The following is a 21,209-nucleotide window of genomic DNA, read 5'->3' as shown; positions in this document are numbered from 1 at the left end:
CCCCCTCACCCCCACGCCACCACCAACAACCCCACCCCCAACACCAAACACAACGGCGAATAAAAATACGTATCCAGCCGCGCAAACCTCGACCCACCGACCTTCTTGAAAAACCCCACCAACTCCGAATCGCCTATCGCCCTGGCAAACATCACCACGGCAATCGCGCTGATCCCCCACTGCAGCGCGCCATGGGACACCGGTGAGAAATACAAACCGGCCCGCAGGCAGACGAGCAATGCAATCGCCACCAACCCCAGCGCGACCAGGAATGTGCCCAGCGCCGAGGGTTTGAACGCTGGTCGTGGCCCGTGGGCGAATTCGCCGGGCAGTTGGGGGATGGCGGCAAGGCTGCCGAGTTTTCCGCCGGCGGCCCAGTACAAGTGCACCATGCTGATGCAGGTAAAAACCCCAACGATCCAACGCGCGATGACAAAGCTCATGGCAAGCGCTCCCTGAAATGTGGGAATGAGGATAGTCGCCCTGAGATTTTTTGTAGGCATTTCGTCGGCGGCTGATGGTAAAGTGCCGCCCCATGAAAATCGCCCGTGCCGACCGCTCGCTCATTGTTTGGATGCTTTACTGCTGCGTGCTGTTCAATGTGTTCGCGTGCAGTATTGGGCATGGGCAGATGCTGGGGATGCAGCTCAACGGCATCGGTGGTCAGTTCTGTACGGTGGACCCGCTTACCCAGGCGCCCAAGTCGACCAACTCCACGGATGAGAGCCTGCCGACGCTGTCGAAGGCGTTTAGTTGCCCGCTGTGTTCGACCGGCGGTATGGGCCCGGCACTGAGTTCCAGCCTGAATGTGGCGGTGTTGCCACAACCTCATGCGCCACCACCGGCGGTGGTGCTTGCCGCTGATATCCCTGCCCGCTTCACCTGGCCTGCGGCCAACCCGCGCGCGCCGCCCGCTTTCGCCTGATCCCTTCGCTTTCTGATTTGCACTGGCCACCGTCCCCATCGGGGAATACGCGCGGCTGTGCGTTGTTTTCAAGCCAAGTTTTTCAGGATTCAACCATGAAACATTTACCCCTGTTGGCGGGCCTGTTCGGCTGCCTGCCTGTCTGTGGCTGGGCGCTTGAGTTGGCGCCTACCACCATTGATGGTGAGCAAGCCGCGGAGCCCGGCCTGGCGCTCGACCAATCCAGCGGCATGGCGTCGCGGCTGGGCTTAAGCGTGCGCGAGACGCCGGCATCGGTGGCCATTGCCACCCGCAACGACATTGAGCGCCATGGCGCCAAGACCTTCCGCGATGCGGCCAACACCCTACCCGGCGTCAACGCGAGTGCGCCGCCGGGGTTTGGCGGGTTTGTGTCCTACCGTGGATTCACCAGCAGCCAGATCACTCAGATGTTCAACGGCATCAACGTCGCCACCGGCTTGGCCCGGCAGGTGGATGCGTGGATCTATGACCGCGTCGAACTGGTTGGCGGCCCCTCCTCCTTGATCAATGGTGCCGGCTCCGTGGGCGGTTCGCTGAACTATGTGACCAAGCTGGCGACCCGCGAGGAGCAAGCGGCAGAAGGCCAGCTCACCTACGGCAGCTACGACACCGCCGGCATGGCCTTTGGCGTCAACCATGCGCTGACGGAACCGGGTGCCGAGGTGCAGCATTACGCGCGTCTGGACGTGAGCCGCAACACCAACCACAGCTATATCGACCGCGACCAGCGGGATGCCTGGAGTGTGGCGTTTTCCCTGCTCAGCGACCTGACGCCCAACCTGTCCCATACCTTGGCGCTGGAATATCAGGATGAACATGAGGACAGCCCGTACTGGGGCACGCCGGTGCTCAACCCCAAGGCGGGTGAGTTGAAAATCGACCGGCACAACCGGTTCAACAACTACAACGTTGCCGATGGTCGTTACGAGCAGCGCACGATCTGGGCGCGTTCGATCATTGATTATCGGATCAACGACAGCACAACGCTTAAGAACACGCTCTATCACTTGGACAGCCAGCGCGACTACCGCAACCTGGAGACCTACCAATACAACGCCGACAACAGCGCGGTGAACCGTTCAACGGCCTACCAGGTGCGTCATCAGGGCGAACAGAACGGCAACCAGTTCGAACTGCGCCACGACGATACGTTCTTCGGCTTGTCGACCACCTGGTCCGGCGGCTTCGAGTACAAGGTCAACAGCACCACCAACAACCCACTGAACGTGCCGGGTAACAGTAGCGTGGACCCGAACCACTACAACCCAGGGCACTTCTACGATATACCGGGCACCCGGCCGGGCTTCGTCAAGGACAAAACCAATGCGGTCACCACCCAGGCACTGTTCGCCGAAAACCGTCTGGGCCTCACCGACAAACTCTCGCTGCTGACCGGCTTGCGCTACGACGCGATCGACCTGGACGTTACCAACCACAGAACGGTGACAGCCACCAACCCTCGTCACTTCAAGCGCAGCTGGGAGCCGGTGACCGGCCGCGTGGGCCTGACTTACCAGTTCATCCCGTCGGCCAATGTGTATGTGCAATACAGCACGGCGGCCGAGCAGCCGTCGACCACCACCCAAGTGTTCGACGTGTCGACCGGCAAACAGTGGGAAGTGGGCAGCAAGTTCGATTACCTGAACGGTCGCGGCTCGGCCACCGTCGCGGCCTACAAGATCGAACGCAAGGATTTCGCCGTTACCGACCCGCTGGACCCGAACAACAGCATCCCGGTGGGCGCGCAGTCCTCCAAGGGCATTGAGTTGGCCAGCTCATTGCGCATCACGCCAAAGCTGCTGGCCGAGGGCAATTTCGCCTGGGTGGATGCCGAATACGATGATTTCAACGAAAAAATCGCCAGCGGCGCGGTGGTCTCACGCAAGGGCAACACGCCCACCAACGTACCCAAGCGCGTAGGCAATCTATGGCTGACTTATGACTTCACACAGGATTGGCAGGGGGGCGTGGATGCGCGGTATGTCGCGCAGGTGTATGCGGACAATGCCAATACCCTGACGGTGCCGGCCTACACGCTGTTCGGGACTTTCCTGCGCTACAAGGTGGACTCACACACCTCGTTAACCGGCCGGGTGCGCAACCTGACGAATGAGGTGTATGCGGAGTTTGCACATGTGTCGCCGGCGTACTACCTAGGGTCGCCAAGGACCTTCGAGGTGGCCGTTCAAACCAAGTTCTAAGCCTGAAATACAATCAAAAATGTGCGAGCTGGCTTGCCTGCGATAGCATCACCTCGGTCTACCTGATAAACCGAGGTGCCTGCATCGCGGGCAAGCCCGGCTCCCACACAAGCCCACATTTGAATCTGCATCGAATAGAAAGATTGTCGGCTTACTTCAAACTCGCCTCAACTTTCTGCGCCACATCCTCCGTCAACCACGCCTTCCACACCTCAGGATGCTCCTTGAGAAACGCCTGGGCTACTTCGCGTGGCGCCGTATGATTCTCGCTCATGGTCGCCAAGGCCTTGTTCAGCGGCTCGATGGGAAACTGAACCTTTGTAAAAAATTCGGCAATTTGCGGGTTCGCCTGCTGGAACGGCGTCGATACACCAATGCTCAACTTGGACGCCAACGACCGGGTCGGCCTCGGGTTGGGGTTATCCGCATCGGTCAGTGTCTTCCACGCATCGGCGTCAAACGGTGGCTCTTCCAGCTGGATCAGCTTGTAACGCCCCATCAACGGCGTCGGCGACCAGTAATAGAACAACACCGGCTTGCCTCGACGGATTGATGAGGCGATTTCCGCATCCAGGGCCGCGCCCGAGCCACTGCGGAAGTTTACATAGCTGTCGTTGAGGCCGTAGGCCTTGAGCTTTTGTTTGTTGACCACTTCCGAGGTCCAGCCGATGGGGCTGTTGAGAAAGCGCCCCTTGCCTGGCGATTCCGGGTCTTTGAACACATCCTTGTAACGCGCCAGGTCTGTGACGCTTTTGAGGTCCGGCGCCAGAGGCTTGAGGCCCTTGGCAGGGTCGCCCTTGACCACATACTCCGGCACCCACCAGCCTTCAGTGGCGCCCTTGACCGTATCGCCCAGGCCTACCACTTTGCCTTCGGCCTCAGCCTTGATCCACACCGGGCTGCGGCCGGCCCACTCTTCACCAATCACCTGGATGTCGTTTTTCGCCAGCGCGGTTTCCAGGGTGATGGTTGTGCCGGGCAAGGTATCGGTGGGCAGGTCGTAGCCCTTCTCAACAATAAAGCGCAGCACCTCGGTGATCAGGCTGCCACTTTCCCAGTTCAGGTCGGCAAAATGCACCGGAGCCTGAGCGGCCGATACCGGCAATGAAGCCACCGACAGGCTCAAAGCCGTCAGGGACGCTGCCAACAGGGTTCTCAATCCTTTCATGCCTTGTGCACCTCGCGTTTCGCAGCCATAGCGGACGGCTTTGCTGCCAATGCGCGAAGCCTCTGATTAGTTAAGTCAACTCAACTGTAGTAGAGGTTCCGGGAGAGCAGAAATACACGCGAGGTTTAACGACTATTCACTGGCCTTGAAGGTCACCAGTTCACCCTTGCGCCACTTGGCGGCCTTGCCGGTTACGGCTTTGAGCGTTTTGGTGAGGTTTTCCTGCAGCTGTTCGTGAGCGGCAAACACCAGCATTACGCTGTGGCCTTCCTTGAATACGATGCCCTGGCCTTCGGGCGAAGAAACAAAGGCGTAATCGCCCAAGCCATACACCGTCAACTTGATATCGCGGAACTTCAATTCGAATTTGCCGCCTTCACGGCTCGGCAGCACCGCCGCGCGAAAATGGTCGCCGACCTTGAGCTCCAGGCGCGGCTTGTCATCCACCACCATCGCCGCTTCGGTGTCGATTTCGGCAATGTAGATGCCTTCCGGCGTCTGTTCGGTGATGTAAACAAAACGGGATTGAAACTGCTTGACCAACTTTGCGCGCAAATCACCCAGCACGAATAACGCGTGCATATCCAGATTACTGACTGCCAAGGAAACGCCCCCACATCGAAAAAGCACCGACCGCCGCAGCGGACAGCACAAAAAAACGGCCGTAACGGCTCGATCACACATTCATTAAAAAACTGAAGAGAACCCGCTGCTGCGCTGTAAGACTAGTACACAGATGCGCGATGGACCTTGTGCAAGTCATCAGGCGCCACAGGAAATCACAGGTTCAAGGACCTGAGAATACAGGCCGGTCAGCTTCAGAGAATAACCCAATTAAAAACGCAGTTTCCGACAGCATACACATCACAAAATACCTGGCCATGGAACCAGGCCAACGCTGTGGACGACAATACTAAAACAGCAACGCGGGTCAAAACCACCTGAAAACGCTGCGGGCAAGTCAACAAGATCGACCGACAGGAGCCGGCCATGCAAACACGTCAACTCAATGCTACGTCTTCCCGCACTCGTTCATCATGTCCAGACGAGCGTCAATACTACTGCCTGGACAGCCCCGACGGGTACTCCAATTCCGTTCTTTACCAAGTTGTACCGGCGGGCCGCAATTTCTTTCATATCCTGGAAGTGACCAGCGGCAGGATCAGAGGCTTTCGCAGCAACCACATCCGGGCCTGCGAATTGGCTAAAAAGCTTGAAGCCAACCCGCTGACCTTTCACCCAGGCATCGTTTCGTCATCTGGATGAGTTTACTGCGCCGCCGCCCCTCAACAACTGCCATACTGGCCCGTCCATTGAAGTTTGCCCCTATCGGGTCAGGTTTTATCAGTGCAGTTACCTTGAAGGGAAGGCTATACGTGACGGAATTTGATATTGGCGAATTTTTCATCCATGGCGATGCGAGGGAAGTTGACGGTGAGTTTCAAGCGGTGATCATCATGCGGGCCAAACCACCGCTGACCACGGTCACAACACACCAGGTAGAAAAAGATCGTTGGTTCAAAACTGTCGACGCCGCTGCAACGGCGGCAAAAGATGCTGCCAAGGCACTTAAATCCGCCGTGGATTCAGGTGCACTCAATTCCTGACAATCCGATAGAACTCTGCCGCCTCCTGCGCCTCACATGCACAACGACCATCACCTTGCATGGAGAACACTATGGACGCGCCAATCCCCACTCTCGAAACACTGTTTGAACAATTGGGCCTGGATTCAAGCCCGGAGGCAATCGACGCATTCATCGATGCGCACCCGCTGGCTGAAGACGTGAAGCTGATCGATGCGCCTTTCTGGACGCCGCAACAAGCGGCGTTCCTGAAAGAAGAACTGCGTGAGGACGCCGAATGGGCTATCCCCGTGGACGAACTGAACCAGCGCCTGCATCAACCTCACTAACCTACCCTCAATGCAGGCTGTCGGATTGCTCCAGGCGCAATAACGCCTCCCAGGCAGCCTTGCACTCCTGCGCTTCGTCGCGACTGGCGAACGCTGTGCCACGTTGCTCGCCATTGAGCAGCACGACCCAGCAGGCTTTCTGACCCAGCGCGCGCAGTGTTTCGGGAACACCACTGCCGATCATCACGGCGACATCGACTTTGTTTTGCATGGAGCTTCTCCGCCACATTAGTTAGCTACCTAACAATGTCGGCCATGCTACGGTTTTCTTCCCGTTGGAAAAAGCTATCCCCGGAATAGCTCCGTTGCATAAACAGCAACAATCGCTAGCGTGCCGGCTTCGCCGCCTGCGGTTTATAGCCCAGACGCAAGCCGCCCCAATGCCGCCCGTTAACCATGATCGGCACCGACAAGTCGTGCATCAACTCGCCGGTATCGCGCGTATAGGTCTGCAACAGCACTGCCTGTTGATGGCTGCCACAGCGGATGCCGGTACGGTCTTCGAACTTGCGCTTGGTGCGGTTCTGCACCGCATCGACGTGCGCGTCGCCGGTGAGCGCCTGGGAAAAAGCCTTGTTGTGTGTCGGCACATAACCCTGAGGCGTGCAGGCAATGGCGAATACCAATCCCTCATGGCGCGGCAGCAGCGCTTCCTGGATCGCCGGCAAAACCTCATCGGTGTAACGGTCAAAATGCGTGTGGTACTTGCTCGGGCTGGTATTCGGGATCGGCGTGTAACTGCGGTCGAACAAGTCCTGCAGGCTGATGCGGTTTTGCAATACATCGGCTTCGAACTGCTCGGCGATGCGGTGTGCGCCCTCGCGGGCCAAATCATAGATGCGCTGGTGATAGTCATCCAGGCCGACTTCGGCCAAGCGCTCGCTGATGGTTTCGGCTTGCCCTTCCATTTGCACGGCGGCGTCGGCCAGTTGGCGGGTTTGTTGGTCGCTCACGGTCAAATCGCTACGCATCTGCTCCACCGCATGGAACAGGCTGTCGAGTTGCGCGCGGTTGGTATCGGTGCCCTGCGCAATTTCATTCACCTGCCCTTCCACATCCGCCGCCAGGCTGGCGATGCTCTCCAGTTGTTCGCCGGCGTGCTCCACCTGTTCAACGCCCGTGTGCAGGTCCGCCGACAGCTGGCGAATCTGCTCCACCACCTGCGCCGTGCGTTGCTGGATATCAGCGACCATCACCCCAACCTCATCGGTCGCCGTGGCAGTACGCCCGGCCAGGCCGCGCACTTCATCGGCAACCACGGCAAACCCGCGCCCGTGCTCACCGGCCCGCGCCGCTTCAATGGCCGCGTTCAAAGCAAGCAGGTTGGTCTGGCTGGCGATCGATTGGATCACCAGCGTGACGCGCTGGATTTCTTCACTGCGCAGGCTCAAGGCTTCAATCAACTCGCGACTGGCGTCGGCACGCTGGCTGAGCTGGCGCATGCGCGTGATTGACTCGGCCAGCACTTCACGGCCCTGCGTACTGTGCTGATACGCCTGGCTGGCCGCGCCCAAGGCTTGACGGCTGAGTTGGGAAGTGACCTGCTCAGTGCCGATCATGACTTCGGCGCTGCTGACGATTTGCCTGGCTGCGCTTAATTGCGATTGCAACCGGGCCGCCAATTGCTTGACCGAATAGGCCACGCCGGCAGCGGACAGCGCGTTATGGCTGGTGGTGTAGGAAAGATCGCGAGTCAGCTCGCCCATCGTATCGGCGACGGGGACAGGCGCCACGCGGTGCGTTCGACTTTTAAGGGTGGGCAGCCATATCACCAGCAAGGCCAGCGGCAGGCACAGGTACAGCGGCAAGCCAGCAAACGCCAGGCCCAGCAGAACCAGCACCAGGGCGGTGCTCTGCAAGAGCGGCGTGAGCCAGCCGGGCAGCGCGCGCACCCGCGCGTGCACGGGCACTGCTGCGCCCATCAGAGATCCGTCTGCAGCCATCGTCGTTACCCCACTGCTTGTCGTTATTGTTTCTGCATTAAACGCCACTATCGGGCCATTATCCATGGGCCGTTAGTGGGAGGCTTGCAGCAGATCAATAGACAGGGGCGTAACCGGTATTTCTCTTGAGCGCCGCATCAGCAGCGCCCAACTTCAGCACATCAGGCTTGACGCTGGTGCTTGTCGATCTGCTCGTGGCGCTCTTGCGCTTCGATGCAGTACTTGGTGGTCGGGCTGATCAGCAGGCGCTTTAGGCCGATAGGCTCGCCGCTGTCGTCGCACCAGCCAAAGGAATCTTCCTTGATGCGTTCCAGTGCACGCTCAAGCTGCGGCAGCATGCGCTGGTCGCGATCGATGGCATTGACCAGCCAGGTGCGTTCTTCTTCAACGGACGCCGCGTCAGCCGGGTCAGCCGGGGTGTCCAGGCTTTCGATGGCGATACGGTTCTGTTCAATGCGCTCGTGGTGTTCCACTTTCATGTCTTGCAGCAGCTGCTCGAAAAAAGCGTGCTGTTCGGCATTCATGTAGTCATCCGCCGGCATGGCCAGCAACTTTTCCTTTGTCATTGATTTCTCTATAAAAAATACGTGCATTAAGGCGAATAAGGGAGCGTTCCGGCAGACCTCTGCAGGCCTCGGAAAGGCGCCGTCCATTTCAAGCGCCACCCGGCACTCAATTTACGAGGGGCGGCAGTCTAAGGCCGACTTGAGGGCTCAGCAACTGAAAAGACAGGCATTTTTTCCCAATTAACCCCCAAAGGCACCAGGACGGGCTTGGCGAATGGTCATCGGAGTGCGTTTATAGCAAGAAATTCAGTGTTGTGGAGCTATATAGAAGACAAACGGTTGAATAAGGCCACCAGGCCTATGCGCAAGGGCGATTCAACAGATTCCAGCACGCGGTGGCGGCAGTTACATACCTCCCGTCGAAAATTCGCCCAGGTATAGATAGAGGCTCCGAAGTTTCCCTACCGAACAGGACCTCTCATGCCCGCAATCCCCTCCGCCCATCGCGCGCTCCCCGCACAAGCCGTCAGCGCACAATTTGCTTCACGCCCGACGCTGGACACTGTTACCCGGCAACTGCTGACAGAGCTGATCCGGCAACGCTATCCAACCTTGGTCATTGATCTGTCCCGCACACAATTGGCCATACCCAGTCCCACCGGAGGCTGGAATCTGCATCCGCTCATGGCCCGCGTGCTCGCGTTTCTCGCCACCAGCACCGAGTTGGACTTAAGTGACCGGCACGGCGAGTCCTGCTACCTGACCGACGCTCCGCCTAGCCGTCTCAAGCTTGCAGCCCCGGCGACCTCCGCCCTCGACATGAACATCATCGAAAACATAATCAAGGAATTACCCTTGACCCTGCCGACAGCCCTGCAAAACGCCCTGGCCACTTATTGGCGCGAAGAGGCCGACAACGGCCTGTCACGCTGGCGCTGGCTCAGCGATTGGCTGGCCGACAACCTCAGGGTCGCCGCCATCAGCCAGGCGGAGTTGGACGCCACTGAGCGTGAAATGCTTGAACAACTGATCAGCTACCCCGACCGCGACGAACGTATCCGTCGATTCGGGGCCAACGCCGTGCGCGCCTATTACCCGCGAGCGACGCTCAAGGAAGGTCAACAGACACTCCCCCTGCTCAGCCCGCACCTGTTGTTGACCCAGGCAACCCGGGTCCTGCTCTGCCAAACCACCGGTGCCTGCGAACGTTTTTCGTCCATGGACGCCAGCCTCCAGGCCTGGGCCCGACAGGTTGCGCAGCCCTACGTGGTCGAGCACATCACCACCCAACAATGGGAGCCCGACGGCAACGTTTTCGACATCCAGGCGGCACTGATGCTCAATCAGCAACTGGAAGACCTGGGCGCCCTCACCCTGCCCACCCGCCTGGAACTCGATACACTTCGCGCGCTGTGCCTGGAAATCGGCAACCCCGCCCACTCTTTTCTTGAGGCGCCGACCTCTGCCGCGAAGCTCCAGACGACACTGCGCCAACAAACCCCGGCCTGGCTGCAACATGCCAGCGCGGCTGACCAGCTACGCTATGGACGCTATAGCCTGGCCTTGGCCAGCGCCAAAAAACGCAGCAACGGCCACACCTTTCTCAGCGATATTCCAGACATCTACACCTTCGCAACCAATGCCCTGTTGCAACAGCTGAAACACGATGAGATCACCTTCGACAAGGTGACGCCCGAACAGTCGAAGGCCACACAGTTTCACCCTGATGACCTGCAATTGACATTCAGCGTGGCCGTTGGATACCCAGGAGGCTCCGGCTTCGTCGAGCCCGTGCACATGAGCCTCACTGAGCTGGCCATCAACAACCTGCAGGGTCAGCCCCGTGGGCAACTCACCGTACGACATCGCCGCTCGCTGCCCCTGCCAACCTGGCTGACGCCCGACTACATCAAAGGCCGCGGCGGCCTGATAGAGCAGGTCGATATTGGCAAGGCCTACCCCGAATTGCTCGACACCCAATTGCTCGGCGACAGTGACCAGGCGCGGCAACGCACAGAGCGCTTCGCACAACACACCGTCGCACAGCTGCCAATGCTGGCCCTGGAATGGGCGCTGAACAACCAGCACGGCATGACCCTGCGCGGGGCTCGCTACGTGGCTGCACTGATGGGCGAGCGCATTGAGCAACGCCAGGTCGAAGGCCAGGCCATCGTCATTCGCCGCCTCGCCCTGGTGCGCAAATCCCAAGCGACACCGGATGTTGTCACCAATATGTACATCATCGAATCCGAGAGCGCCCTCGCCGGCCCACATCTGCTGTACCGGCCCTTGTATGCCGATCCCCTTCGGGAGTTCGCCAGCCGCGAGGACTTGCTGCAGGCCATTGCCCACCCTGGTGAATTGCAGACCAGTGTGCTGACCTGGTTGTCCGACGGCGCGAGGCCGGTCTACGCCAACGGTGGATTCCAGGAACCCCATTACCCGCGATTTGGTATGGGCGATGAGTTCAGCGTCCCTGACGTACCGCAACCCGCCACCCTGGCGACTGATGGCAGCAACGACGAGCTGAGGCAGTTTCTGTCCAGCGGCCAACTGATGCAGTTCTTGTATGGCAGTAACGCACGGGCGCTGGTCGATCAGGCTGATCGCGCCTCGGTTTCCAACCACGAGAGCCGCTGGCGCGTGCTGCTTGAAGGCGCCGGCCTGCTGTTCAACACCCTGCTGCTGCCCCTGGCCCGAGGCCCCCTTATGCTCACGGGTTGGCTGCTCAGCCTGATGAGCAGTGCCAGCCATGATATTCCAGCCCTTGGCAGCGATGATCCGGTGACCCGGGAATTGGCGCTGGTCGACCTGTTGCTGAACATCGGCATGCTGATGCACCAATGGCTACCGCCGACGACATCGCCCTCGACACCGCTGACTAACGATGTCAGGCAACAAGCCCTTCGTTCACCGCTTACCAGGCTGGGCAACGAGCACTGGCCACCACCCCCCGCCCCTGCGGTGCACCAAGGTCCTACCGTACTGGAAAATGAAGGGCTAGCGAGGGACGCTACGGTGTTCGATTTCAGCTTTTCCAACGCCCACCACCGACTCACGCCCAGCCAACGCGAACGGCTGGCCGGGTTCAGGGCACCCAAGCCCGAGCCATTGCCCAAGCCCCAATTGGACGGGCCACGCAGAGGACTGTATTCGTACCTCGGAGACTGGTACGCCTTGCTGGATACCCAGTGGTACAAACTGAGCCCTGAACGCGACGCGGGCGTGGTGATTGTCGACCCCATCGACCCCACCCGGCTGGGGCCTTTCCTGCAAACCGACGGCTTGGGCAACTGGTCGCTGGACTTGCGTCTGCGCCTGCGCGGCGGGATGCCAGCCAAACGCATTGCCGCCGAACGAAAGCGCCAGGCCGAGCGCAAAATACAGCTCAACGCGCAATACGAGCAATTTTCCAACGACCAACAAGCTCAGCAAAAAAAAGCTGACGACGCAGAAATGCTCATGACCCTGGCGGCCGCCAACCCCAAGTACTCCGACGCAGCAAAGGCCAGCACCCGCAGGGCCTTCGACAGGGCTCTATACGAACAGAGTGAGGGCTATCGCAAAATACTCGACAGTCGCAAAGAGCGTGAAGCGTTGCACATCCCCTTCCCGGCCCAGGTCAGTGCCACACTGCTGGAAAACATCATCAATAACGCACGCAAGTCAGTCGTGATCGCCGACATGGACCGCAAAGCGCTCTATGCCATGCACCAGGAGTTCATGGGTGGGGGGATCGAACGGACACCCGTCATGCTCGCCAACGTTGCCCATCACTTACAATTTCTCAATGAGATGAGTGAAATCAATGAGCGGCAGATAAAGGCCCTGGAACTCAAGGATCACTACCTGTTGGAGTTATTCAATCTGGGCCAGCCCGGCCTGGAAAGCTATAACCGCCTGACCATGAACCGCCCTGCCGAACTTGGCGCATTGGCGATCAAATACCAGCAACTCAATACCCTTAAATACCTGAGCGTCAAAATCTGGGACCATAGCGCCAACACCGAGTTGTATTCCGTGCTTGAGCCGCTGCACCCCCAAGTGCGCACCCATGCTGAACTCAGCACCCTTAGCCTGACGCCGGATGAGCGCCTGAACGTACTGGACAGTCTCTTCCGGCACTACGGCCAGGCGCTGGACGCGCTGCAAAGCATGGCCATGGTTCATGCCGACAACTTGCACATGACGCCTTTCCAACACATACAAAAACTGCTGACAGAGCTGTACCAGGATGCCATGCAGCAGTTGGCCGCCGAGATCAAGCCTGAACCCCACGCGGTCAAGCACCCTCCCAAGCATCCTCGGCCTGCTGACGGCGGCCCGCAGAAAAAGGTGATCAAAACCCGCAGGCAAGGCGTGTTGATCGGCGACCTGAAGCCTGCCGACGCAGCGTTTCCAATCGATAGGGTCGAAGTGCGCTCCATAGAGGGTGACCAACTGTTGGGCACTTACTCACAGCGCGAGCACCAATGGGACGAAATCATAGAGATACGCCCCAGCGCCCCGCCGCTGCCGCCAGGCACGCGGGCACTGAGTGTGGTCAAAGGTGAAGCGCGCAAATACCTGCAGGAGCTCACGCCGATCCTCAAGCGTGAGGCCGGCTATGCAAAGGTTTCCAAGTTTCCTGTCGAGATCCAGGAGAGCCTGCAGAAGGAGGCTCGCCGATTCACCGAGTTGGCCGACGAACTCTATCGATCCATCCAGGCCAAGCCGGAGGATTCAAGAGTACTTGCCGACCAGACCCTGCTGGACGAGATGCGAGCGGCGGTCACGACCTTGACCACCAAGGGCCAGGAACTGCGCGTCCAGTACTCACTGGAACTGCCGCCGAACGACGCTAACCTGGTGTACTTGCTGGACCAGGACCTCGTGCAACTGGCCAGGCTCGGCTCACGCATTGAGATGCGAGGCGTCCGGCAGGATTTCATCCAGGAGTACGCGGTCAACGACAAACGCGGCTATCCGCTGTGGTATGCACATTTTCATTACGCCAAAGCCGACACACCGAAGCACGACTACACCGTGGCCCACCTGAAAAAAAAGAATCAACGTAAGGACAGTTACTACTCGCTCCTGGCCAACGCCCGGGGCCCACAAAGCGTGGTGGATGTGCACCATGGCACAATCGGCCGTGAACTGGCAGAGCGCCGGTTCCTGCCTTTGGCCCCGTAAACCCTGGAGCGAGCTTGCTCGCCAGGATCGTCAACGCTGACATGGGGAGTCTGGCACCGCGCAGCGCTCTCGGGTTCTTCGCGAGCCAACTCCCCCATCGACTCAGCGCTTGAGCTTGCGCTTATTGCGATACTGGTCGATCACCACCGCGATCACGATGATCAGCCCCTTGATGATGTCCTGGATGTACGCATCCACGCCGACAAAGGTAAACCCGCTGGCCATCACGCCCAGGATCAACGCGCCGATCACGGTGCCAGTGATGCGCCCTACCCCGCCCGCCAGGCTGGTGCCGCCGATCACCGCTGCGGCAATCGCATCCAGCTCATAGGACATGCCCATGCCGGCCTGGCCGGTCGCGGCACGTGCCGAGGCGACGACGCCCGCCAGGCCCGCGAGCAACCCGGCGATGCTGTAGACGATGATCAGATGGCGCTTGACGTTGATCCCCGACGTGCGCGCCGCCTGCATATTGCCGCCGATGGCGTAGGTGTACTTGCCGTACTTGGTGTAGCGCAGCGCGATATGGAAGATCACCGCCACCACCAGAAAGATGATCACCGGCATCGCGCCATGGCCGATCGCCGTGTACGAATCCGACAGCATGCTCACCGGCTGGCCTTCGGTGTAGTAACGCGCCAGGCCGCGGGCCGAGACCATCATGCCGAGTGTCGCGATAAATGGCGGAATCCCCGTGACGGCAATGATGCTGCCGTTGATCGCCCCTGCGAGCAGTCCCACCCCCAGGCCCATCGCCACCGGTATCCACACCGGCAAATCCGTCAGGCTGGGAAACACCGCGCGGGAAAAATCCGAAGTTTGCGCCAGGCTGGCGGCAATCATCGCCGACAGCGCCAGCACCGAGCCTGAGGACAAGTCGATGCCCGTGGTGATGATCACCTGCGTCACGCCAATCGCCAGCAGGCCGATGATCGACACTTGCAGGATCATCAGCACCAGACGTTGGGAATTCATCAGAAAGCTCTGGTCGCGCACGATCCAACCGAACAGTTCAAACACCAACCCGATGCCGATCAGCACCAGGAAGATGCTCAGCTCGGTGGGCAAGCGCCTGCGGTGCTTGACCGGTGCCGTGGCAGGCTTGTTGTCTGTTATTGCGTTCATAGCCAATCACCTTCTTGTTCTGTGGCACAGGCCAACCGCAGGCCTGCGCTGCTGTTCGTCAGTGGACTACGGTCATACCGGAAGCCAGCTGCATGACTTTTTCCTGGGTCGCCTCCGCACGGTCCAGGGTGCCCATCAGGTCGCCCTCGTGCATCACCATCACCCGGTCGCTCATGCCCAGCACTTCAGGCAGCTCGGACGAAATCATGATCACCGCCATGCCTTCGCTGGCGAGAAAAGCGATCAAGCGATAAATCTCGGCCTTGGCGCCGACGTCGATGCCACGGGTGGGCTCATCGAGAATCAGCAGGCGCGGGTTGGTCATCAGCCAGCGTGCCAGCAAGGCCTTTTGCTGGTTACCGCCGGACAAGGTGTCGATGCACTGCTCCAGAGACGGGGTTTTCACTCGCAGCTTCTTGCACATGTCTTCACACAACGCGCGCAGGGCCTTTTGCTGGATAAAACCGTTGCCCGAGTAGTGCGGCAGCACCGCCATTTCCATGTTTTCCAGCACCGACAGGCACGGGAACAGGCCGCTGAGCTTGCGGTCCTCGGTCAACAGCGCAAAGCCTTTCTCGATGGCCATGTGCGGGTCGCTGATGCGCACCGGCTTGCCGTCGAGGCTGATCTGGCCGCCAGAGCTTGGCGTGATGCCGAAGAGGGTCTCTGCCACATTGGTGCGGCCCGAGCCCATCAACCCGGCGATGCCGAGGATCTCCCCGGCGTGCAGGTCGAACGACACCCCCTTGAACACACCGTCCAGGCGCAAGTCGCGCACCGACAGCAGCAATTCGCCGATGGGCGTCTCACGCACCGGGAACAACTGGCTCAGTTCACGGCCGACCATCATCGAGATCAGGCTGTCGCTGTTCATGCTGTCGGCGCGCTGCAGGCCGATGTAGTGGCCGTCGCGAAACACCGCGACTTCATCGGCGATGGCGAACACTTCGTTCATTTTATGCGTGATATAGACGATGCCTTTGCCCTGGGACCTGAGGTCGGCAATGATCGAAAACAGGTGGGCCACTTCCTTTTCGGTAATGGCCGACGTCGGTTCATCCATGATCAGAATGTCGGAGTCGTAGGACACCGCCTTGGCAATCTCGACCATCTGCCGTTCGGCGATGCTCAGGTTGCCGACATGTTCTTCGGGGTCCAGATTGATGCGCAAACGCGCCAGCAACTCGGCGGTGCAGCGGTGCATTTCGCGGTGGTTGACCATGTGCAGGCTGTTGAGCTGCTCGCGGCCGATCCAGATGTTTTCGGCGATACTCATGTGCGGCATCAGGTTGAGTTCCTGGTGGATCATCGCGATCCCGGCCTTCTGCGCCGCCAGCGGCGTTTCAAACACGATCGGCTTGCCGCGCAGACGTATTTCACCGGCGTCGGGCTGGTAGATGCCGGCGATAATCTTCATCAGCGTCGACTTGCCTGCACCGTTCTCGCCCATCAGCGCCAGCACCGAGCCAGGGCGAACGCGCAGTTGCACATCGGCCAGGGCCACGACGCCGGGAAAGCCTTTGCTGATGTTGAGGATTTCCAGCAGGTAGGGTTCTTCCGGCGCCAGGGGCTGGATGCCGGGAGGCTGCGAGGCAACCGCTTGAGCAAGCATATCGGGTACTCCATCAGCAGGACGACCGTGGCCGCCCTGCTCGCTTATTGTTGTTATGAAGGGCTACTTGAAGTCTTTGACGTTGTCCGGCGTGATCAGCTTGAACGGAATGATCACGTTCTGCTCGACCGGCTCGTGCTTGGCCATCTTGCGCGCCGCTTCCACCGAACCGACGGCCTGCCCTTTCGCGTCCTGGAACGCCGACGCGGCCATGTCGCCCTTGGTAATCGCGTTCAAGCCATCCGGCGTACCGTCGACCCCGGCGATCAACACGCTGCCCGGTTTGGTGCCCGCCGACTTCAGCGCCATGGAGGCGCCGATGGCCATTTCATCGTTGTTGGCCAGCACCGCATTGAACTCACGCCCCTGGGTCAGCCAGTCGTTGACCAGCGTCATGCCGCGGTCACGCAGCCAGGTGCCGGTCTGTTCCTGTTCGATGGTGATGCCGGGGTACTTGGCCAGAACCTCTTTCACGCCTTTGGTGCGGTTGGTGGTGGAGTTGTTGGCCAGGTCGCCCAACAGGATCACGATCTTGCCTTTGCCACCGAGTTTGTCGGCGATGTACTGCATTTGCAGGCGACCGGCCTCGACGTCATCGGAGGTCACGGCCACCACATCTTTAGGCAAATCTTTCTGATCAGGCCGGCGGTTGACGAACACCAGCGGAATGCCCGCCTTGGTCGCCGCACTGATGATGTTCTTGGTCGACGCGGTATCCACTGGGTTGACGATAATCGCGTCGACTTTCTGGCTGATGAAGTTCTCGACCTGGCTCAGTTGCTTGACCACGTCGGCGCGGGCGTCTTCAAACTGCAGCTGCACGCCATCGCCCTTGGGGTAGGACTTGGCTTGCTTGTCCATGTCCTCGCGCAGGTAAGTCAGAAAGGTGTCATCGAAGGCGGACATGCTCACGCCTACTTTGATATCGGCAGCCGAGGCAAAACCGCTGGCAAGCAGCATGGACAAGGCCAGCGCGGTGAAACGGATCGGGGTCTTCATGAACGGTCTGTCTCCAATTTCTTGTTGGTTTTGTGGACGTTGCGTTTTTCAGAGCGAGGAGGCCGGCAGCCGCACGATCGGTGCCCCCGGAATGCAGCACACCAGGGCGCCTTTGTTTTCGACGCACAGCACATTGAGGAAGGAGAAATAAAACGGCCGGGCGCGGGGCAGACCGCGTGGCGCTTGCTGGGCAGGGCGTAAAACTCGCAGTACAGCGTTGAAGATTTTCATCTGACGGTACCTGGTTGTTTTTGATCTTGTTTTTGTTGAGTCGCCCGGATCAAGCCCGAAGCGTACTTTTTGCAACCTGGAAAAGACTTTATTGGAAAATAATTTCCATATCAACCTGTTTTAGAATTTTATTCTATTTTTGTTGAAACCACCTGCTGGCGCTCGTTGCTAAGGCGCGCGGCGTCCAATATACGGGTGGTTTCCAGTGCGTCATAGGCGTTCACCGGCAGCGCTCCCTGCCCTTGCACGGCACTGTGCAACTGGCGATAGAACTGCGTCCAGCAGCCTTTCTCCGAGGGCACACGCTCGCGTTCCGCGCCTTGCTCAAACCAGCCCCAGCGTCGGTGCTCTTCAGCGCCCCAGTGCTCGCCTTCGGTTTTCGGCGTCTTGCCGGCCATCAGCGCTTCTTCCTGGCCATCAAGCCCGTCCACGGTGTAACAACCCAGGGTGCCGCTGACGCGAAAACGCGGGGCCTGACTGTTTTGCAGCGCACTGCCCCACAGGTGGGAAATCACGCCGTTGGCGTGGGTCAGCGAAACAAAAAAGCCGTGATCGAGGGTGGGGTGTTCCGGGCTGAACTGCAGTTGCGCGAACACCCGGTCCACCGGGCCGAACAGCTGCATCGTCTGGTCCACCAGGTGACTGCCGAGGTCGCGCAACCATCCGCCGCCGCTGGCATTGCCCACCGCTTGCGGATTGAAGCGCTCGACACGGGACTCAAAACGAGTGATCTGGCCCAGCGCACCGGCGTCGATCAATTTGCGCAACGTGAGGAAGTCCGAGTCCCAACGCCGGTTCTGGTAGACGCTGAGCAACACCCCCTGGCGTTCGGCCGCGGTGATCAGTGCCTGGGCCTGTTCGGCATTGCTGGCGAACGGTTTGTCGCTGACCACCGCAACCCCGTGTTCGATGGCTTCCAGTACCAGCGCCGGACGGCCCTTGAGCGTGGTGGAAATCACCAGGACGTCGACACCGGCCTCGACGATCTGGCCGATGGTGTCGTAGGCCTTGAGGCCGGGGTGGTCAGTCGCCAGTTGCTGGCGCCGCTCGGGTGAGCGTGTCACCACGCCGACAAACGTTGCGCCGGGCAACGTTGCAATCAACGGTGCGTGAAAAAAACGGCCGCCGTGGCCGTAGCCAACCAGTCCGATTCGCATAGATGCGCTCCTTCATGAAGTGGAAACCCAGTTCAAATGTGGGAGCTGGCTTGCCTGCCAAAGCAGCGTGTCAGTCAATGAACCCGCCACTGAAAGACCGCTATCGCAGGCAAGCCAGCTCCCACACTGACTGCATTCCACCTGCCCGAAAATGATCCTTGATCGTTCCTGCGCAGAGCGTTGGAACGATCGGTTGCTTATTGGCACAGCTCGCGGGTCACCCGCTCCAGCATCATCCGGTTGGATTCATCCGGCCGGTCTTCCCAGGCAAACACCGAAACCGTGGCGATGCCGTCGAACTTGATCTCGCGCAAGGTGCCGAAAAACGCCTCCCAGTTGACCTCGCCCTGGCCGATGTCCAGGTGCTGATGCACCGTGGCGGTAACGCCCGGCGGGTTGACGATGTAGCGCAGGTTCGACGACGCGCGGTGGTTATAGGTGTCGGCAATGATCAAGTGGCTGAGCTTGGAACCGGCGTACTTGAGCATCGAGGCGATATCACCTTTGCCGTCGTCATAAAAGAAGGTGTGCGGCGCGGCGTAGAGGTAGTTGATCCAGTCGTGGTCGAGGCCGCGAATGATGTCCACCGACTCGTTGTTGCGCTCACAGAAGTCATACGGATGCGCCTGGATATCCAGCTTGATGCCTTCACGCTCGAACTCCGGGATCAGCTCGTCCATGGAGCGCATGAACTGGTTTTCGCACACCAGCGGGTTGTCGGACTGGCCGGTGAATTCGGTGTTGACCAGCTCGCAGTCCATTTCCACGGCGATCTGGATCGCACGCTTCCAGTTGCGTACGGCGGCGACGCGCAGGCCTTCGTCGGCCGCGGCCCAGTGGTACATCGGCAGCAGGGAAGACAGTTGCACACCGGCGTCGCTCAAGGCCTTGCGAAATTCCTTGATGCGCGCACGGTCAACGCGAGCGGCTTTGTAGAACGGCAGGAAGTCTTCGCGGGGTGAGAGTTCGATGTGCTGGTAGCCGAGTTCGGCGGCCTTGTCGACCATCTGGCCAAGGGGCAGATGGCGATACATGTAGGGGTCTAAGGCGATACGCATAGGTGAAACTCCCGTATCTGAAATTGGAATCCGCTCGAATGTGGGAGCTGGCTTGCCTGCGATAGCGGTGCATCAGGCGGCATTTATATTGAATGTGCCGCCGTCTTCGCAGGCAAGCCAGCTCCCACACTGATCCGGTTCCTCCAGTGCAATAGGTGTCAGCCGTAAAAATGTGGGCGCTCTGGCAGGCCGACTTTCACAATCTGCTCACTGCGTTGCGCTTCAATGCACGCATCCGCCGCCACCGCTGCCGCAAACCCATCCCACGCCGACGGCCCGCCCACGTGCCCGGCGCGTACGCCGTCGATGAACGCCTGCAGTTCGACGTCGTAGGCGCCGATAAAGCGGTCCTTCCAGTCCATCAGAATCGCATTCGACAGCTTGGCCTCGCTGCGCAGTTGCACCTGCGAAGGCTCCGGCAGTTTGGCAATACCGGTCTCCCCCACCACTTCGCACTGAATGTCGTAGCCGTACTGGCAGTTCACGAACACTTCCACGTCGATGCGCGTGCCCTTGGCGGTTTCCAGCAGCACGATCTGCGGGTCACGCAAGTGGGCCAACGCCTTGCTTGATTTGCGCGGGAACACCACCTGCACCGACACGTAGTCGTCGTTGAGCAACCAGCGCAACACATCCAGTTCATGGATCAAGGTGTCGGTGATCGCCATGTCGGTCTTGTAGTTTTCGCCCACCGTCGGGTTGCGGTGCGCGCAGTGCAGCATCAAAGGCTCGCCGATCTGGCCGCTGTCAATGACCGCCTTGAGGGCGCGATAACCTTCGTCGTACGGGCGCATGAAGCCCACTTGCACCAGGCGCTTGCCGAAGGCGATTTCGGCATCGACGATCTTGCGGCAGCCTTCTGCAGTGACGGCCAAGGGCTTTTCGCAGAACACCGGCTTGCCGGCGGCGATGGCAGCGAGCACGAATTCTTCGTGGCTCGGGCCCCAGGAAGTCACGAGAATTGCCTCGACCTGCGGCGAGTTGATCAACGCATGGCCGTCCGCGTACACCTCGGCGGTCAGCTGCAAATCAGCGACGACCCTGGCGGCTTGCTCAAGGTTGATGTCGGTCACCGCCACCACCTGGCTATTGAGTAGAGTCTGGCTGCACCGACGGATATGGTCCCGGCCAATGGCGCCCGTACCGATAACGCCCAACTTCAAAGACATACAA

General features: G+C 59.7%; 19 protein-coding genes. 6 read left to right on the top strand and 13 right to left on the bottom strand.

The annotated features are described in order from the left end of the window. Window positions 1-5 precede the first annotated feature (5 nt). Window positions 6-443 (bottom strand): DUF3995 domain-containing protein, encoded by a 438-nt coding sequence (locus NTD89_RS02325; RefSeq protein WP_242197482.1) that lies wholly within the window; start codon window positions 441-443, stop codon window positions 6-8. Window positions 444-535: 92 nt separating this feature from the next. On the opposite strand from NTD89_RS02325, the gene NTD89_RS02320 reads away from it, so the two are divergent. Together NTD89_RS02320 and NTD89_RS02315 are read left to right on the top strand one after the other, a co-directional pair. Next, window positions 536-925, top strand: a complete 390-nt coding sequence (locus NTD89_RS02320) for a DUF2946 domain-containing protein (RefSeq protein WP_262206327.1) — start codon at window positions 536-538, stop codon at window positions 923-925. 95 nt (window positions 926-1,020) lie between these two features. Beyond that, window positions 1,021-3,147 carry a TonB-dependent receptor gene (locus NTD89_RS02315; protein WP_262206326.1) on the top strand — a complete coding sequence of 709 codons (2,127 nt, stop codon included), beginning with the start codon at window positions 1,021-1,023 and terminating at the stop codon, window positions 3,145-3,147. A 151-nt stretch (window positions 3,148-3,298) separates the two neighbouring features. Here NTD89_RS02315 and NTD89_RS02310 read toward each other — a convergent pair whose 3' ends face one another. Then, window positions 3,299-4,315 (bottom strand): ABC transporter substrate-binding protein, encoded by a 1,017-nt coding sequence (locus tag NTD89_RS02310; RefSeq protein WP_262206325.1) that lies wholly within the window; start codon window positions 4,313-4,315, stop codon window positions 3,299-3,301. 132 nt (window positions 4,316-4,447) lie between these two features. Further along, the gene (locus NTD89_RS02305; RefSeq protein ID WP_145164588.1) at window positions 4,448-4,918 is read right to left on the bottom strand and encodes a hypothetical protein; all 471 of its coding nucleotides are present in this window, start codon (window positions 4,916-4,918) and stop codon (window positions 4,448-4,450) included. Between the two features lie 387 nt (window positions 4,919-5,305). Here NTD89_RS02305 and NTD89_RS02300 point away from each other — a divergent pair, with 387 nt between their 5' ends. The 3 genes from NTD89_RS02300 to NTD89_RS02290 all read left to right on the top strand — a co-directional run bounded on the left by NTD89_RS02300 (window position 5,306) and on the right by NTD89_RS02290 (window position 6,230). Next, entirely contained in the window at window positions 5,306-5,581 is a 276-nt protein-coding gene (locus tag NTD89_RS02300) for a hypothetical protein (protein ID WP_145164590.1), read from the top strand. Between the two features lie 110 nt (window positions 5,582-5,691). Next, window positions 5,692-5,922, top strand: coding sequence for a hypothetical protein (locus tag NTD89_RS02295; RefSeq protein ID WP_119741687.1), 231 nt, complete (start codon window positions 5,692-5,694; stop codon window positions 5,920-5,922). A gap of 71 nt (window positions 5,923-5,993) precedes the next feature. Continuing rightward, window positions 5,994-6,230, top strand: coding sequence for a DUF2789 domain-containing protein (locus NTD89_RS02290; protein WP_262206324.1), 237 nt, complete (start codon window positions 5,994-5,996; stop codon window positions 6,228-6,230). A 7-nt stretch (window positions 6,231-6,237) separates the two neighbouring features. Here the strand turns inward: NTD89_RS02290 and NTD89_RS02285 are convergent, their stop codons facing one another. From NTD89_RS02285 to NTD89_RS02275, 3 genes are all read right to left on the bottom strand, one after another. Beyond that, window positions 6,238-6,441, bottom strand: a complete 204-nt coding sequence (locus NTD89_RS02285) for a hypothetical protein (protein WP_262206323.1) — start codon at window positions 6,439-6,441, stop codon at window positions 6,238-6,240. Window positions 6,442-6,556: 115 nt separating this feature from the next. Continuing rightward, complete coding sequence (locus NTD89_RS02280) at window positions 6,557-7,789, bottom strand: methyl-accepting chemotaxis protein (protein ID WP_410017199.1); 1,233 nt, start codon at window positions 7,787-7,789, stop codon at window positions 6,557-6,559. Between the two features lie 545 nt (window positions 7,790-8,334). Then, a complete protein-coding gene (locus NTD89_RS02275; protein ID WP_010564800.1) occupies window positions 8,335-8,739 on the bottom strand; it encodes a TraR/DksA family transcriptional regulator in 405 nt (134 codons plus the stop codon). 420 nt (window positions 8,740-9,159) lie between these two features. Between NTD89_RS02275 and NTD89_RS02270 the strand changes: the two genes are divergently transcribed. Further along, window positions 9,160-13,854 carry a dermonecrotic toxin domain-containing protein gene (locus NTD89_RS02270; RefSeq protein ID WP_262206320.1) on the top strand — a complete coding sequence of 1,565 codons (4,695 nt, stop codon included), beginning with the start codon at window positions 9,160-9,162 and terminating at the stop codon, window positions 13,852-13,854. A 102-nt stretch (window positions 13,855-13,956) separates the two neighbouring features. Here NTD89_RS02270 and NTD89_RS02265 read toward each other — a convergent pair whose 3' ends face one another. From NTD89_RS02265 to NTD89_RS02235, 7 genes are all read right to left on the bottom strand, one after another. Continuing rightward, window positions 13,957-14,979, bottom strand: coding sequence for an ABC transporter permease (locus NTD89_RS02265; protein ID WP_026013640.1), 1,023 nt, complete (start codon window positions 14,977-14,979; stop codon window positions 13,957-13,959). A gap of 58 nt (window positions 14,980-15,037) precedes the next feature. Continuing rightward, the gene (locus NTD89_RS02260; protein WP_262206318.1) at window positions 15,038-16,591 is read right to left on the bottom strand and encodes a sugar ABC transporter ATP-binding protein; all 1,554 of its coding nucleotides are present in this window, start codon (window positions 16,589-16,591) and stop codon (window positions 15,038-15,040) included. Between the two features lie 63 nt (window positions 16,592-16,654). Continuing rightward, on the bottom strand, window positions 16,655-17,590 hold the full coding sequence (locus NTD89_RS02255) for a sugar ABC transporter substrate-binding protein (protein WP_145164600.1): 936 nt from the start codon (window positions 17,588-17,590) through the stop codon (window positions 16,655-16,657). Between the two features lie 48 nt (window positions 17,591-17,638). After that, window positions 17,639-17,821, bottom strand: a complete 183-nt coding sequence (locus NTD89_RS02250; RefSeq protein WP_145164602.1) for a hypothetical protein — start codon at window positions 17,819-17,821, stop codon at window positions 17,639-17,641. Window positions 17,822-17,949: 128 nt separating this feature from the next. Beyond that, window positions 17,950-18,978, bottom strand: a complete 1,029-nt coding sequence (locus NTD89_RS02245; protein WP_262206317.1) for a Gfo/Idh/MocA family oxidoreductase — start codon at window positions 18,976-18,978, stop codon at window positions 17,950-17,952. A gap of 197 nt (window positions 18,979-19,175) precedes the next feature. After that, window positions 19,176-20,036, bottom strand: a complete 861-nt coding sequence (locus NTD89_RS02240; RefSeq protein WP_262206316.1) for a sugar phosphate isomerase/epimerase family protein — start codon at window positions 20,034-20,036, stop codon at window positions 19,176-19,178. 158 nt (window positions 20,037-20,194) lie between these two features. Continuing rightward, window positions 20,195-21,205 carry a Gfo/Idh/MocA family protein gene (locus tag NTD89_RS02235; protein ID WP_242197517.1) on the bottom strand — a complete coding sequence of 337 codons (1,011 nt, stop codon included), beginning with the start codon at window positions 21,203-21,205 and terminating at the stop codon, window positions 20,195-20,197. Window positions 21,206-21,209 lie beyond the last annotated feature (4 nt).

This window comes from Pseudomonas sp. 14P_5.3_Bac1 (assembly GCF_025466135.1).
Classification (GTDB): Bacteria; Pseudomonadota; Gammaproteobacteria; order Pseudomonadales; family Pseudomonadaceae; genus Aquipseudomonas.
This window is presented reverse-complemented; position numbering and strand designations above follow the sequence as displayed.

Excerpts from the sequence above, each read along its gene's own strand:
- NTD89_RS02325 (WP_242197482.1), bottom strand. The coding sequence starts at position 443 with ATGAGCTTTGTCATCGCGCGTTGGATCGTTGGGGTTTTTACCTGCATC.
- NTD89_RS02320 (WP_262206327.1), top strand. The coding sequence starts at position 536 with ATGAAAATCGCCCGTGCCGACCGCTCGCTCATTGTTTGGATGCTTTAC.
- NTD89_RS02315 (WP_262206326.1), top strand. The coding sequence starts at position 1,021 with ATGAAACATTTACCCCTGTTGGCGGGCCTGTTCGGCTGCCTGCCTGTC.
- NTD89_RS02310 (WP_262206325.1), bottom strand. The coding sequence starts at position 4,315 with ATGAAAGGATTGAGAACCCTGTTGGCAGCGTCCCTGACGGCTTTGAGC.
- NTD89_RS02300 (WP_145164590.1), top strand. The coding sequence starts at position 5,306 with ATGCAAACACGTCAACTCAATGCTACGTCTTCCCGCACTCGTTCATCA.
- NTD89_RS02290 (WP_262206324.1), top strand. The coding sequence starts at position 5,994 with ATGGACGCGCCAATCCCCACTCTCGAAACACTGTTTGAACAATTGGGC.
- NTD89_RS02285 (WP_262206323.1), bottom strand. The coding sequence starts at position 6,441 with ATGCAAAACAAAGTCGATGTCGCCGTGATGATCGGCAGTGGTGTTCCC.
- NTD89_RS02280 (WP_410017199.1), bottom strand. The coding sequence starts at position 7,789 with ATGATCGGCACTGAGCAGGTCACTTCCCAACTCAGCCGTCAAGCCTTG.
- NTD89_RS02275 (WP_010564800.1), bottom strand. The coding sequence starts at position 8,739 with ATGACAAAGGAAAAGTTGCTGGCCATGCCGGCGGATGACTACATGAAT.
- NTD89_RS02270 (WP_262206320.1), top strand. The coding sequence starts at position 9,160 with ATGCCCGCAATCCCCTCCGCCCATCGCGCGCTCCCCGCACAAGCCGTC.
- NTD89_RS02265 (WP_026013640.1), bottom strand. The coding sequence starts at position 14,979 with ATGAACGCAATAACAGACAACAAGCCTGCCACGGCACCGGTCAAGCAC.
- NTD89_RS02260 (WP_262206318.1), bottom strand. The coding sequence starts at position 16,591 with ATGCTTGCTCAAGCGGTTGCCTCGCAGCCTCCCGGCATCCAGCCCCTG.
- NTD89_RS02255 (WP_145164600.1), bottom strand. The coding sequence starts at position 17,590 with ATGAAGACCCCGATCCGTTTCACCGCGCTGGCCTTGTCCATGCTGCTT.
- NTD89_RS02250 (WP_145164602.1), bottom strand. The coding sequence starts at position 17,821 with ATGAAAATCTTCAACGCTGTACTGCGAGTTTTACGCCCTGCCCAGCAA.
- NTD89_RS02245 (WP_262206317.1), bottom strand. The coding sequence starts at position 18,978 with ATGCGAATCGGACTGGTTGGCTACGGCCACGGCGGCCGTTTTTTTCAC.
- NTD89_RS02240 (WP_262206316.1), bottom strand. The coding sequence starts at position 20,036 with ATGCGTATCGCCTTAGACCCCTACATGTATCGCCATCTGCCCCTTGGC.
- NTD89_RS02235 (WP_242197517.1), bottom strand. The coding sequence starts at position 21,205 with ATGTCTTTGAAGTTGGGCGTTATCGGTACGGGCGCCATTGGCCGGGAC.